16 protein-coding genes are annotated in these 13,750 nt (G+C 34.7%); 9 read left to right on the forward strand and 7 right to left on the reverse strand.

All coding sequences use genetic code 11. The features are described from left to right. Positions 1-95: 95 nt before the first annotated feature. Positions 96-299, reverse strand: a complete 204-nt coding sequence (locus tag ACY2RT_RS01155) for a hypothetical protein (RefSeq protein WP_490154031.1) — start codon at positions 297-299, stop codon at positions 96-98. A gap of 242 nt (positions 300-541) precedes the next feature. On the opposite strand from ACY2RT_RS01155, the gene ACY2RT_RS01160 reads away from it, so the two are divergent. The 4 genes from ACY2RT_RS01160 (at position 542) to ACY2RT_RS01175 (ending at position 3,682) form a co-directional block, all read left to right on the forward strand. Continuing rightward, complete coding sequence (locus ACY2RT_RS01160; protein WP_490154032.1) at positions 542-1,384, forward strand: OmpA/MotB family protein; 843 nt, start codon at positions 542-544, stop codon at positions 1,382-1,384. A 63-nt stretch (positions 1,385-1,447) separates the two neighbouring features. Beyond that, on the forward strand, positions 1,448-2,065 hold the full coding sequence (locus ACY2RT_RS01165; protein WP_490154033.1) for a M15 family metallopeptidase: 618 nt from the start codon (positions 1,448-1,450) through the stop codon (positions 2,063-2,065). A 76-nt stretch (positions 2,066-2,141) separates the two neighbouring features. Next, the gene (locus ACY2RT_RS01170) at positions 2,142-2,420 is read left to right on the forward strand and encodes a DUF3817 domain-containing protein (protein ID WP_490154034.1); all 279 of its coding nucleotides are present in this window, start codon (positions 2,142-2,144) and stop codon (positions 2,418-2,420) included. Further along, on the forward strand, positions 2,420-3,682 hold the full coding sequence (locus ACY2RT_RS01175) for a mechanosensitive ion channel family protein (protein ID WP_490154035.1): 1,263 nt from the start codon (positions 2,420-2,422) through the stop codon (positions 3,680-3,682). Before ACY2RT_RS01170 ends, ACY2RT_RS01175 begins: the two co-directional genes overlap by 1 nt. Positions 3,683-3,742: 60 nt before the next feature. Here the strand turns inward: ACY2RT_RS01175 and ACY2RT_RS01180 are convergent, their stop codons facing one another. Continuing rightward, positions 3,743-4,633, reverse strand: coding sequence for a DUF72 domain-containing protein (locus tag ACY2RT_RS01180; protein ID WP_490154036.1), 891 nt, complete (start codon positions 4,631-4,633; stop codon positions 3,743-3,745). 203 nt (positions 4,634-4,836) lie between these two features. Between ACY2RT_RS01180 and ACY2RT_RS01185 the strand changes: the two genes are divergently transcribed. After that, entirely contained in the window at positions 4,837-5,244 is a 408-nt protein-coding gene (locus ACY2RT_RS01185) for a glyoxalase (protein WP_490154037.1), read from the forward strand. Here ACY2RT_RS01185 and ACY2RT_RS01190 read toward each other — a convergent pair. The 3 genes from ACY2RT_RS01190 to ACY2RT_RS01200 form a co-directional block, all read right to left on the reverse strand. After that, on the reverse strand, positions 5,221-5,952 hold the full coding sequence (locus ACY2RT_RS01190; protein WP_490154038.1) for a DUF3307 domain-containing protein: 732 nt from the start codon (positions 5,950-5,952) through the stop codon (positions 5,221-5,223). The two genes, ACY2RT_RS01185 and ACY2RT_RS01190, sit on opposite strands and share 24 nt — an antisense overlap. Beyond that, positions 5,949-6,617, reverse strand: coding sequence for a hypothetical protein (locus ACY2RT_RS01195; RefSeq protein WP_490154039.1), 669 nt, complete (start codon positions 6,615-6,617; stop codon positions 5,949-5,951). Before ACY2RT_RS01195 ends, ACY2RT_RS01190 begins: the two co-directional genes overlap by 4 nt. A gap of 126 nt (positions 6,618-6,743) precedes the next feature. Next, the gene (locus ACY2RT_RS01200) at positions 6,744-7,427 is read right to left on the reverse strand and encodes a DUF2461 domain-containing protein (protein ID WP_490154040.1); all 684 of its coding nucleotides are present in this window, start codon (positions 7,425-7,427) and stop codon (positions 6,744-6,746) included. 74 nt (positions 7,428-7,501) lie between these two features. Here ACY2RT_RS01200 and ACY2RT_RS01205 point away from each other — a divergent pair, with 74 nt between their 5' ends. From ACY2RT_RS01205 to ACY2RT_RS01220, 4 genes are all read left to right on the forward strand, one after another. Further along, a complete protein-coding gene (locus ACY2RT_RS01205; protein ID WP_490154041.1) occupies positions 7,502-7,933 on the forward strand; it encodes a hypothetical protein in 432 nt (143 codons plus the stop codon). 249 nt (positions 7,934-8,182) lie between these two features. Further along, entirely contained in the window at positions 8,183-9,169 is a 987-nt protein-coding gene (locus tag ACY2RT_RS01210; RefSeq protein ID WP_490154042.1) for an OmpA family protein, read from the forward strand. Then, positions 9,166-9,741 carry a helix-hairpin-helix domain-containing protein gene (locus ACY2RT_RS01215; protein WP_490154043.1) on the forward strand — a complete coding sequence of 192 codons (576 nt, stop codon included), beginning with the start codon at positions 9,166-9,168 and terminating at the stop codon, positions 9,739-9,741. Before ACY2RT_RS01210 ends, ACY2RT_RS01215 begins: the two co-directional genes overlap by 4 nt. Before the next feature lies 1 nt (position 9,742). Further along, on the forward strand, positions 9,743-11,497 hold the full coding sequence (locus ACY2RT_RS01220; RefSeq protein WP_490154044.1) for a sodium:solute symporter family protein: 1,755 nt from the start codon (positions 9,743-9,745) through the stop codon (positions 11,495-11,497). A 9-nt stretch (positions 11,498-11,506) separates the two neighbouring features. Here ACY2RT_RS01220 and ACY2RT_RS01225 read toward each other — a convergent pair whose 3' ends face one another. Continuing rightward, complete coding sequence (locus ACY2RT_RS01225; protein WP_490154045.1) at positions 11,507-13,000, reverse strand: sensor histidine kinase; 1,494 nt, start codon at positions 12,998-13,000, stop codon at positions 11,507-11,509. Further along, positions 12,997-13,707 carry a response regulator transcription factor gene (locus ACY2RT_RS01230; RefSeq protein ID WP_490154046.1) on the reverse strand — a complete coding sequence of 237 codons (711 nt, stop codon included), beginning with the start codon at positions 13,705-13,707 and terminating at the stop codon, positions 12,997-12,999. The genes ACY2RT_RS01225 and ACY2RT_RS01230 overlap by 4 nt, the downstream gene beginning before the upstream one ends. Positions 13,708-13,750: the final 43 nt, after the last annotated feature.

Here is a 13,750-nt window from a genome sequence, read left to right on the forward strand (position 1 = left end):
TAAAGGCAAACAATATAAGTAATTCATCTTTGAGTAGTTGGACATCCATAGAGAAATTAACAAGAAAGTAATAGGTTAATAGGTAAAAAGAGTTACTACCTCTGTTTTAGCTTTCTGCCTGTAACATATAAAACTGCAAAAAGGATTGGTATCACTATATAAATGATAACATCCACAGGATTACTAAGATCTAATGGTGAATTGTTATGTGGTTTCGGTACTCCTTCGGGAATCTGAGCTGTTACATTTAAAGAACAGAATAGCAAAAGAAGTACACGGTTAAATTTATAATTGCTCATTTCAATTTTAGTTTTAAGATACTTAAAATAAGTAAGGTGTGTATAAATTTTAACAGATATATTTTTAAACAGAGATGCTTCAACCCTTTAAACTTGGCTATTTCGCCAACATCCGATTGGCAAGCTATTTAACACTATCCAGAGAAACCACTTTTTATTTAACAAAATAATAGCAATCCATAAAGAATATTTTGGTAATTGAGTAAGCTATCTTTGCATGACAAACCTAAAAACTTATTAAAATGAAAAAACTTATTGCACTAACCCTGCTTTCCGGACTTGTAGTCACCACATCATGTGTTTCAAACAAAAAATATGCTGAATTAGAAGGACAGTATAATGATACACGGTCTGCACTGGCTAAAACTCAAATGGAAAAAGAAGAGATCGAAGCCAAGTATGCTAAAATTGAGGAACGGGTTGCCAGTTACAACTCTAAGATCCAATCACTTACAGATTCAAATAATAGCAGACTACAGCAGTTTGAAAATGTAGTCCTATCCAAAGATGATAAAGAAAAAATGAAGGCCGCCTTAAAAAATGTTGACCAAGACGAGTTGGCACAGGCAAGAACACTTGAAGATTCAATGAATCTTATTATCTCCTATAACCTAAAAAGAAATTTAGATTCAAATTTAGTAGCTGAAGGTGAAGAAGATGAAATTTCAATAGATATTGATGAGACTGTAGTAATGATAACTATTTCGGATAAATTATTATTTAAATCCGGAAGTTATCGCGTAAATCCTGATGCAAATAACCTATTGGAAAGACTGGCAAATGTTATTAACAGTGAACCAGCTCTTGAAGTAATGGTTGAAGGGCACACAGATGCCCAAACTGTAAAAAAAGGTTCTTATATCAAGGATAATTGGGATCTGAGTGTTGAGCGTTCTACTGCTGTAATTAGAGTCTTACAAGATACGTATGGTGTCGCTCCGGAAAAATTGATCGCTGCCGGAAGAAGTAGCTTCCACCCTTTGACCGAAAATGAAACTAAGGAAGGACGTGCTACCAATCGTAGAACCAGAATTGTTATATTGCCTAACTTAGATAAATTTTTGGCCTTACTTTCAGCCAATTAAAAAGAAAGTACACAATTATCAAAAAAGGGTTTTCGATGAAAACCCTTTTTTTTATCTTTCAGAATGGAAAAGTATATATACATTCCTCTTTTACTTTTGATTTTTAGCTTTTCTTCTGAAAAAAATACACAAAACGATTTGGTGGATATTTCGGAGATCTCTTCAGAATTCGAATACGAGATCAGATATGCCACACCTAATAATTTTATAGGAGAAAAGCTATACGATTGCCCTAAATGCCTATTGCGACCTAAGGTAGCTAAGGCATTGTTAGCTGCAAATCAATATTTCTGTGAACGTGGTTACCGTATAAAGATCTATGATTGCTACCGCCCTTTGGATGTACAAAAAAAAATGTGGGCCAAAGTTCCGCGTGCAACTTATGTTGCCAATCCTTATGAAAAAGGCTCCATTCACAACAAAGGAGCTGCTGTGGATATTACTTTGGTTACTTTGGAAGGCTGCTATTTAGACATGGGCAGTGATTATGATTTTTTTGGCCGTGCTGCACATATAGACAATCAAAATTTTTCAGAAGAAATACTTGCTCGCAGAAAATTGTTATCTGAAGGAATGCAAAAACACGGCTTTAAAACTGTTCGTACCGAATGGTGGCATTTCGGTTTCAAAAAAAATTGGAGCTATGAAACTTTAAACACTCCCCTACCATGTAATCAATGAAATAAAAAGATTAAATTCTTCTTAAAAGTTATTCAGCTTTAATACATAGCTTATCTTTGCAGCAAAATTTAATACGGTGGATATTTCAATACGATCATTTAAAATTATTAGCACGCTTGAAGCTATTTCATTTTTGGTATTACTGGGTATAGCCATGCCTTTAAAATATATTTGGGATATGCCACAAATGGTACAAATTGTTGGAATGGCTCATGGAGTTTTATTTATCATATACCTCATTGGTGCTTATTATATGTATGAAAAATTAAATTGGCCAATAAAAACCCTTTTAATTGTAATGGCTTGTTCTGTACTGCCTTTTGGGCCATTTTATGCTGAACGGAAATATTTATAATGGATAAACAAACAATAGAGTATTATAGTGATTGGCTACAACAGTTCTTTACAGATAAAGGAATGGAAGCCGGTTTGGCTACAGCCATTAACACTCTTTTAAAAATTGTGATTGTTTCTGCTGTTGTGACCCTGCTGGATATAGTAGTGCGCAAGATCGTAGTGCAGACATTTAAAGCCTTTAGTAACAAGACGGTAACTTCTTTTGACGATTATTTGGTAAAAAGTAATTTCCCAAGATATATTGCTCATTTTGTTCCACTATCTATTGTTTGGTACATTACTCCTTTTATTTTTTCGGCCTATCCGTTGCTTAAAGATATTGTATTTATAGTCATTGGAGTTTATCTGGTAGTCCTTTGTGCACTTGTAGTAAGAAGTATATTACGTACTACCAAAAATTATTTACAAAGTAAGGAGAAGTATAGTGACAAGCCTCTTGAAAGCTACCTTCAGGTTCTTATGATCTTTGTCTGGGGTATTTCTATTTTCTTTATCATCAACTTACTAACTGGTTACTCTATAGCAAGTGTAGCTACTTTAGGGGCAGTTTCTGCAGTGGTCTTACTTATTTTTAAGGATACTATTTTAGGTTTTGTAGCGAGTGTTCAGGTTTCGGTGAACGATATTGTACGTATTGGTGATTGGATCACATTTAGTAAATATGGCGCAGATGGTTATGTTACCGAAATAAGCCTTGCAACAGTTCGTGTTCAAAACTTTGATAATACTTTTACAACGATCCCTACGTATAGTTTGATTTCAGATTCTTTTCAGAATTGGCGTGGAATGCAGGAATCGAAAGGGAGAAGAATAAAACGATCTGTCTTTATCAAGCAAAATTCCATAAAGTTTCTCTCTCCGGAAGAAATTGAGGACTTAAAAAAAATTCAACTTATAAAGCCTTATATAGAGCATCGCCAAAAAGATATTGAAAAATACAATCAGCAAACTGAAGCAGATAAGAGTTTGTTGGTGAATGGCAGAAACCAAACAAATCTTGGTGTCTTTAGAAAATATGCTGATGCTTTTCTACATGAAAACCCGGCCATTAACAAGGATCTGTTTTTAATGGTACGGCACTTAGCTCCTACAGATAAAGGCATCCCTCTGGAAATATTTTGTTTTAGTTACGACAAGAGCTGGGTGAACTACGAGCATATCCAGGCAAATATTTTTGACCACTTATTTGCTGCTATTCCTTATTTTGGACTGGAGATTTTCGAATTACCAACTGGAAACGATTTTACAAAAATCAACTAACGGCCAAAGCTTAATTACATTTTTCCGTCTCGTTGAAATTTTCATTATGTGAAAATTTTATTAAAATAATGTTGGTTGCTTGTCTAGTACCGGTATTTTTAATTCAGTTCCAAAACGTTCATTCGCTTTTTTAATAAAATGAGCAGATAATAACGGAGATGCTTTTTCTATGTTCTGGTGTACAAAAAAGTAAATATTCTGTAATCCTTGATCCAGCCATTCCTCCAGCCTGTCTATCCAGTCGTCCAGGCGGATATAGTCGCTTTCATGATTTGCTCCGTTATAGCGTATAAAAGCAGTATCACTTGTCATTCGCATGTGTAAAAGGTCTCTCCTTCCGGCAGTATCGACAACAATATTTGTGATATTGTATTGCTCCAAAATATTATACAATTCGTTGGCAACTGTTTCATCATTAAACCAGTCTGTATGACGAAATTCTACTGCCAGGTCAATATCTTTGGGGATAGCTTTAAAAAAAGGAACAAGTCTGTCTATATTCTTAGGAGAAAAATTGCCGTGCAATTGTAAAAAAGGCATTTGTAGTTTTTCTTTCAGATTAGAAGCATTTAAAATATATTCGTTTAGGTAGGCTTCAAAATCATTCAACCGTTTCCAGTGACTTACGCCTTGAAATATTTTAGGGAAAAATCGAAAGTGATCCGGTGTTTTCTCATACCATCCTGCAAAGGTTTCTGCAGGAAAAATTCTGTAAAAAGTAGCGTTGAGCTCAATGCTGTTGAATTGTGTTGCGTAGTATTGCAACTCGTCCTTTGTTCCTCGTGGGTAAAAACCCTTTAGGTCTGCCCTATTCCATTTGGCACATCCTACATAAAGTGCAGGCGGCTTAATTTCTTTTTTAGATTTTGAGAGTATTTCCCTGGTACCCGGATGATCTTTAGGCAATGTAAAATCAATTTCTCCTGGATTGTCAACTTTTCCAAAATTCATAATGCATCAGTAATTATAATTGATATTGAATATAAACAAATTTTGTTTCTCCCAAATTTAGAACTTTAATGAACCTGCTTTTATCAAAAGCTCAAAAAAAGATATTAAGAACGAAAAAATTGTTGAAAACAACGTTTATAACTATGCTGTGTTCAGAAAAAAGCTACAAGGCAATTTATTATTTTTAATAAAACCAAAAGAACATGGACGCACGCGATACCGCTCTATTGAGTTTACGCCCCCAAATACCTTCAGCACAGTTAAATGATTCAATGTCTTCTGAAGAATCTTTTCAAAACAGAACCTTACGGCCTATTAGCAAACTGCAAAATGATTTACTTGTTGCGGTTTTTAAAAATTATGTCCGGAAGCATAAAAATGTATTTTATGACCTTTCTATTGAAAAGCGGCTTGATTATATTGAAAATGCCATTCATAAGGACATGAAATTCCGTAATTCTTTAAAAGGGATCATTATTGGCCAATTTACCATTGAAGAATACGCACTTTATATAGAGAACTCTTCAGCACTAAACAAGCGAATGATGAACATTGTAAAGGAGCGACTTAAGAGTAATATTCAACTTTTAGATTACGAGTACGCTCATTAAGAACCCAATAATAATAGTAAGTGCAAAGCTCATAAGTGTCCCAATCAACACATACTCTGTTTGCTTACGAGCCCCACTTTTGTTTTTATCGCTAAACCGTAAAATGGATTTCGCTGCAATTAAAAACCCAATGGCCGAAAAATTATGGGTAAGGATAAATGTGAGGACCAAAATACGTTCAAAGATACCTATATAACGCCCGGCTTTTTTTAGACTTGTTAATTCTCCTTCCCTGGCAATTTCATCCTGCCATCGTTGTGTTGCTTTACCAATAATAAAACCAACAGGAAAAATAACTACTAAGTATCCGGTAATGATCACTAACGTATTTTTTGATGCAAATACCGATGCCAAAAATGGAAATACTTCTTCACAATTCTCTGTGAGATACAACCAAACAACTAATAGAACTATTAAATGAAACAGTTGATCTAGCAAAAAGTATTTTAAAGAATCTTCTTTCTGGTATAGTTTCCACAGATCAATAAAGAAGTGAGTAACACTAATAATAATTGGTATGACCCACATGCTCCAATCCTGAACAATAAGAAAAGTAAGCAATCCCGCCAATAAAGCATGAACGTACAGAAACCATGACCTTAGCTTGCTTTCTCGTTTTTGAGATACAAGGCCCTGCGTTTGTAAAACAAAATCTGTAAGAATATGTGCCAGCAGTAATTGTAGCGCTAAAACTGTTTCCGGATTCATACAAAGTACTTTTGAGCTACCTGTTCATAGCGTTTTAATAATAGTTGAATTTCTTCCCACCCGGCCGCTTTTTTACGCAAATGTATAGCCGTTTGGCTTCGCTTTAACTCATCTGCAATTTGTTGTTCGGTGTAGCCTTTTAAGAGATAATAAACTACTTCTGCAGAAGCTGTTGACCACCGGTCTGTTATGGAATCCAAAAACTTGAAACTGACTTTAAACTCTTCATTGACCTCATGATTTGAAGTTGTAAGTGCCATTTTGGAGCTTTCAGATTTCATAGCGTCCAAGGTCCTGCCGGAAAACTGAAATGCCTCACCATTACTCTCCTCTAAAACTCTTTTTTCGTAAATAGCTTTTCCTATTCCAATTGAAATTCTAATATCTGCGAATGGTGCTTTGTTTTTAGAATTTTCTTTTTCAGCAACATATTTTGTGACAGCAGTTTTTATTTGCATAGCTGCCATTAGTGCAACCATTGGATCTTCTATCACTCCCTGGAAACTGTCTCCGCGATATATAGAAAATGTAATATTCGTTTTTGGATGATGATTAATAATATCCTGAAACTCTTGTTTTAAAAGCTTTATTACTGCTCTAAGTAATGATGCTTCATATTGAGAAGAATTTATAAGATCTCCACTAAGTACTGCAATTGTTTTCATAATAATTTCAAATTATAAGCCAAATGGCTTATAAAATATAATTATAAGTTTAAAGACTTATAAAAAGCAATTATAAGTTAAAAAGCTTATAATTACAAATTTTACAGCATTAATTTTTGTTAAACATCAACTTTTCAGCATTGAAACACCGTTAAGGTCGGTGGTCAATACCTCACTCATATAATCAAAATAAGGGCGAAGTAGTTCGTAATGATACAATAGATTATCTTTAAAATCTTTGGAAAGAACCTCGGCATCAGTAAAGTTATGCACTACAAAATAGCTCTTCAACCTGATAAGGTCAATATTAGGGTCTTCCTTATTAAAACCTTTCGGAGCAGTTTTTACAGCATATTCTTGAATAAAGCCATCAAATGCTTTTTTAAAATCTTTCTGATTTAAAATTTTTCGAATATCTGAAGCATCCATTTCAAATTCTTTCCGAATTCGCAACAAATCGGATGGCTCAGGGCTAAAAAAACCACCGGCCATTGCCGATTTTCCCGGTTCCAACCGTAAATAGTAGCCACCTCTCCTGTCTTCTCCTGCTCTACTAAAACTAGCGCTTCTATGAACATTATACGGTGTTCTGTCTTTACTAAAACGTATATCACGGTTGATACGGAATACTTTTAGTTTTGCAATTTTATCTGTTTTATTCAAACCTTCTTCAACCTCAGCATAAAAAGCCTTCAGTATTTTTTCATTAGCCTGATATTCCTTTTTATGTTCCTGCATCCAGTCACGGTGGTTATTTTTCTTCAGATTATTTAAAAAAGTAAAAACAGTTTTTGGAATTATAGTACTCATCTCATTTTATTTAGGAAGATAAAGATAAATTAAAAATATGTACATTTATAAGGTTCAACTTTAAACCAATCGATATGACAACAACAAATAAACCCAATACAGGATTTTGGATAATCGCTGTAATTGCTCTTATCTGGAACATTATGGGTGTTTTTCAGTATTTGTCTTCTACACTTATGAAAGATGAAATGAGGGAGCTAATGACCGAAGACCAGCTGGCATTAATGGACTCATTGCCTTCATGGTATACAGCAGCTTTTGCTATTGCAGTTTTTTCAGGGCTTTTAGGCTGTTTATTGCTATTATTAAGGAAAAAATGGGCAGTTCCGGTTTTCTTAGTATCGTTATTGGCAGTACTTGTCCAAATGGGATACTGGCTATTTGCAACAGACGCTATGGAAGTTTATGGCACTCAGGCAGTAATAATGCCATTAATAGTGATCATTGTAGCTATTTTCCTTTATTTCTACAGTAAAGGGGCATCTCAAAAAAATTGGTTGAGATAGTTAATATCATATATTCAATGAAAAAAGGCTGAATAGATTTTCAGCCTTTTTTTGGTAAATCTACAATACCTATACTTTACCCCTCTTTGTATAAAGAAATAATAAGTTATAAATGAGATCAAATTTATGTTTAAAATAATGTGGAAAAGATGTGAAATTTTGTCAATGTAAAGCCAATAATTTTTATAGATTTGTTAAGAATGCTTATATAAACCCTAAATTCATTATAAAACCGCCCTCCGCCACAAAATGAAAAATTTTTTAATTGCTTTTGCTGTATTTCTGGTGTGGTCGTTTTTTGGGTTATGGTTATATTCTAAGTTTCAACCTAATAGTACTGAAATAGCAGATAATAATTTGGATAAAGATTCTCTTATAATAGAAACTGAAAACCGTACTTCTATGGAAGATTCTGTTTTACCAATTATTACAATAGAGGATTCTTTGTTTGTTGCTCAAGAAAACCAAATTGAAATCACAGAAACTGCTTCCGGTTTAAAAGCAATTACAAATGATGGAGATATTATCTTTCTTTTCACCGAAGGTATTATAATTACAAAGAATAGTCCGGAAGTTAGTATTCCTGAGAATACAATTGATTTTAAATACAAACTGAACACATATATACTTGAACATCCCGACCGTGAAATTCATATTTCATCCATATACAGTGCCGATGAAAATATTGAATCTCCAAATCTAGGTATTCAAAGAGGGAGAAAAATTAAAAACATACTTGTACAAACTGGTATTCCTTCTGAAAAAATAGTGATAAAGCCCTTCATTAAAGAAATTGATTTTAAAGAAGACCAAACCTTTACCAATAGCTTCTCATTTCTATTTAAGCCATTGGATACCACAAGAATTGAAGCTTTAAAAAACAAAATCCCTGAATCCAGAATTGTATATCCAAGCTTTTCCACAACCGGAATTCTGGTTAATGAAAATTTAAAAACACTATTGACTGAAGTGATTCAGATTGTTAATGAAAATCCCGAAATCAAGATTGAAGTTATTGGACATACAGATAATGTAGGGAATGCCACCGATAATTATATTTTGGGGCTCCAGTTTGCAAGGCAGGTAAGGTGGTATTTAGTAAATAGAGGCAATATAGACCGTAAGAAAATAAAAGCTGTTTCAAAAGGGGAATCAGAACCTTTGGACACAAATAATACAGATTCAGGAAGAAAAACTAATAGACGAATTGAAGTAAAATTTTATATGAACAAATGAAAGACCCAATAGATTTTATAAGTCAGCACCCGGAGCTCTTAGGCATTTTCATTTTAATGTTGAGTGCATTTCTTATTGGCTATTTTTCATCTTTGTTGTTGCATAAATCAAAATACAAACAAACTGTAAAAAGACTAAAAAAAGAAGTTAATTCTCTTAGATCTCCTAAAAAGGCTCACGATATTGAAACCCTATTTACTGAAATAAAACCAAAAATCATAGAAGTAGTTAAAGAGACACAAGAAGAAATCACTCCTACACCCGCTCCACCTGAAAAGATTATTGAAAAAGCAAGAACCAGCTATGTAACCTATACAAAATCTACTCCCGAGTTAAATTTTGACAATTTTGGCTATGCTACTGCTGAAGACAGTGATGATCTTACTCAAATAAATGGTATTGGCCCTTATATTGAACAAAAACTCAATGAAATTAATATATATACCTACGATCAGATAAGTCGTTTGACCGATAGAGATATTATGACCATTACAGAGCTTATCGATTTTTTCCCGGGAAGAATCGAACGCGATAATTGGGTTGGTCAGGCCAAAGCACTTAAAGTCCATTAAGATGAAGTTAGCCTCCCTAGACTGGATTCTCATCCTTTCCTTTTTTGCAGTTTTTTTAATTATTGGGATCATTGTTGCAAAACGATCCGGTAAGGATACAAAAGAATTTTTCCTTTCCGGGCGAAATATGCCTTGGTGGTTATTGGGTATTTCCATGGTAGCTACTACCTTTTCGGCAGATACACCAAACCTGGTCACTGACATAGTACGCCAAAACGGGGTTTCAGGGAATTGGGTTTGGTGGACCTTCTTAATTACCGGTATGTTGACTGTTTTTGTGTATGCAAAGCTCTGGCGCCGGTCAAAAGTATTAACAGATCTTCAGTTTTATGAATTACGCTATAGTGGAAAAGAAGCTGCTTTTTTAAGAGGCTTTCGGGCCATTTACCTGGGTGTTTTTTTCAATGTAATGATTATGGCATCCGTATGTCTAGCAGCTATAAAGATTGGAGGGATTCTTTTTGATCTGGCTCCGTGGGAATGTGTATTATATGCTTCGATCGTAACTGTTTTGTATAGTTCAATTGGCGGCCTTCGTGGCGTTATCTTTACAGACTTTTTACAATTTATTGTAGCCATGATCGGCTCCATCTGGGCAGCATATTATATAGTGACCATGCCGGAAATTGGAGGACTTGAAGGCTTGCTCACTCACGAAAATGTTTCGGGGAAACTAAATTTTCTTCCGGATTTTAATGATACAAAATCTTTGCTCGTCTTATTGATAATTCCAATTGCTGTTCAATGGTGGAGTGTATGGTACCCGGGAGCTGAGCCCGGTGGCGGTGGTTATATTGCACAACGAATGCTTTCAGCTAAAGATGAAAAGAATGCGATAGGTGCCACCCTCCTTTTTAATGTGGCTCACTATGCGCTACGCCCCTGGCCCTGGATCATCATCGCGTTGGCATCTTTAATATTGTATCCACAACTTTCGGATATTGGAAATGAATTTCCTAATGCTGTATTGGGTCACGATCTAGGGTATCCGGCAATGCTCACCAATTTACCGGCAGGCTTACTTGGATTGGTGGTAGCATCATTGATCGCTGCATTTATGAGTACCATTTCTACACATCTGAATTGGGGTTCCTCATACATTTCTCTCGATTTCTATAAGCGTTTTGTAAAACCTGAAGCCTCCGAAAAAGAATTGGTAAATATTGGAAGACTCTCAACTGTAGTTTTAATGATCCTGGCTGCATTAATTGCACTGGCGTTGAGTAGCGCTTTAAGTACTTTTGCTATCTTATTACAAATTGGAGCCGGAACAGGACTTATTTTTATTCTAAGATGGTTTTGGTGGCGTGTAAATGCTTATAGTGAAATTACCGGAATGATCGTTTCTTTTGTGGTGGCTTTGTTTTTTGAATTTACTGAATTAGGCCTCGAAGACTATGAAAAGCTAGTCTACGGAGTAGCTATAACTACTATAAGCTGGATTGTAGTTACTTTGTTAACCCGCCCGACAGATTCCAGGACTTTAGGAAACTTTTACAATACGGTAACTCCTTATGGAAATGGCTGGAAGCCCTTTAAAAAAATCGCTTCACAGCAAAATATTGAATTAAAAACAACCAATGACGTCTTTACGATTGATCTGGCTTCCATGCTTTTGGGAATTTTGTTTGTTTATGCTTCCCTTTTTGCAACAGGTTATATTATTTATGGGAATATGACCGGAGCAATTATCCTGATTGCTATAGCTGTAACTTCTGCTTTCATTATTTTCAGGCTTTGGAAAAAGAAAAACTAACTAAATAGGTCAACTTACTGAGTATGCCGGTAAATAAAATTCGAATATACTTCCTTTATTGGGTTCACTACTAATTTTAATATTAGTCCCATGCAATTCTATTATTTTCTTTACAATTGCCAATCCCAGACCAATACCCGTTTTCTTTTCTTTTGATTCGGTTTGTCTAAATCGTTCAAAAATAAATTTCTGTTCTTCTTCGCTAATACCCGGACCAGAGTCTTTTATTTTGATAGTAACATTTTCATAATCATGATTTACGATCATATCAATTTGTCCATTCTCTGGTGTAAATTTGATGGCATTGTCCATCAAATTCTGAATAACTCGTTCTACAAGTCCTATATCTGCAAAAACTAAGGGCGTATTACCTATCACATTAGCATCCAAGTGAATATTCTTTTCCTTAGCGATAACTTTATATTTTGATTGCACATCATAAATAAGGTCGGTTATAGCAAAAGGTTCTTTTTGCGGCTTTATTTGTTTAGCCTCCAGCTTGGAGTATTCAAACAGTTGTGAAACTAGTTTTGTAAGTTGTTTAATGTTCTTTTCAATAATTTTGATATACTCCATTTCTTCCTCATCGTTTAAACTTTCTTTTTTGATCTGGAGCGTTTCAATATAACCCTGCATTATTGCCAAAGGAGTACGCAAATCATGAGACACGTTGGCTATCAATTCTCTACGAAGTACATCTACAGATTTTATTTCCTCTATATTTTGTGAAATAGTATCTGCCATCTGGTTGTATGTAATCGCCAATGTCGACAAATCAGATTTCTCCGGATTGGCAATTCTACTGTTTGTATCTCCTTCTCTGAATCGATTTACATGATAAATAATGGATCGTAGGTTCTTAGTTAAAAACCAAACACTCAGCCATCCAATTAAAATTGCGAAAATCATTGTAAGAACAGATGCTCCAACACCTAATTTCATAAAATAGCTGGAAACCAGTGAGCTATTAACTGCTTGGTACACCTCACCGGCTAAAACAATATAGATAAAGCCTTCCTGTCCATCCTTTTGAAAATATGCAGCAGAAAATATCTTCTCTTCACCAGGGTTTCGAGGGTCATTACCACGAATGTATAAGTTTCCTTTGTTTGAAATAAACTCGTTAATAGGTGTTAAGTCTACTTTCTTGACCGGTTCATTTGGATTTGAATGATCCAGAACAACAGAATATAAAACTTCTCCGTTCATATCCAACAAATACACTTCAATGCCCCTATTTACGGCCATCATATCATGCATAATATCCCCAAACAGAGGTTTATTTACACTTCCATCTTCCAGGAAAGGAGATGCATTCTGAAATTTTTCTTCGATCAGGTGATTGGCGACATTTGCATTTAATTTTTGTGCCGTTTCTTCGTAGAACTTATTACTGAAGTAAAGCGAGATCAATACATATGTGATTCCCATTAATACAATAATTAACAGAAATGAAATACTCAACTTTGTTATTAGTTTATTTGAAAGCGTTTTATTTTTCATCCTAGCATCTCTATATCTTCGTTAAATTTATAGCCAACACCCCAAGTAGTTATAATATAGGTGGGTTGTGCCATTTCGGGTTCTATTTTAGCTCGTAACCGGTTGATATGTGAATTGACCGTGTGTTCATAGCCTTCAAAATCATATCCCCAAATAAGGCTCAGTAAGTTTGATCTGCTATAGCTTTTCCCGGGGTTAGAAGCCATTAGAGTAAGTAATTCAAATTCTTTTGGGGAAAGCTCAATTCGTTGGCCATTTTGCATCACTTTTCTTTTTTCTACATTAATGGTAAGTCCCTTAAACTTTAATTCGGGACGGATTCCTTTTTTAGTTTCATCACGGTCCATTTTAGTTCTTCTGAAAACTGCCTTTACTCTTGCAATAAATTCCCGAACACTAAATGGTTTTGTTATATAATCGTCAGCACCTATTTCTAATCCAAGTACCCTATCAATCTCTTCACTTTTTGCAGTTAACATTATAACCGGAGTACTTTGCTTAGCTCTTATTTGCTTGCATACTTCAAAACCGTCCATTACCGGCATGGAAATATCCAGAATTACAAGATCCGGGTTTTCTGTAAGAGCCAGATCTAATCCATCTTTACCATTGTAAGCCTTTATAACCTCACAATCTATATCTTTAAGGTGAATCTCAATTAAATTGATGATCTCCTTGTCGTCTTCTATTATTAAAACCTTTTTCATTTAAATACGAAATGACTATTTAAGTATCACAAAAGTATCACAA

It is taken from the genome of Ulvibacter sp. 2210JD10-4 (assembly GCF_058148525.1).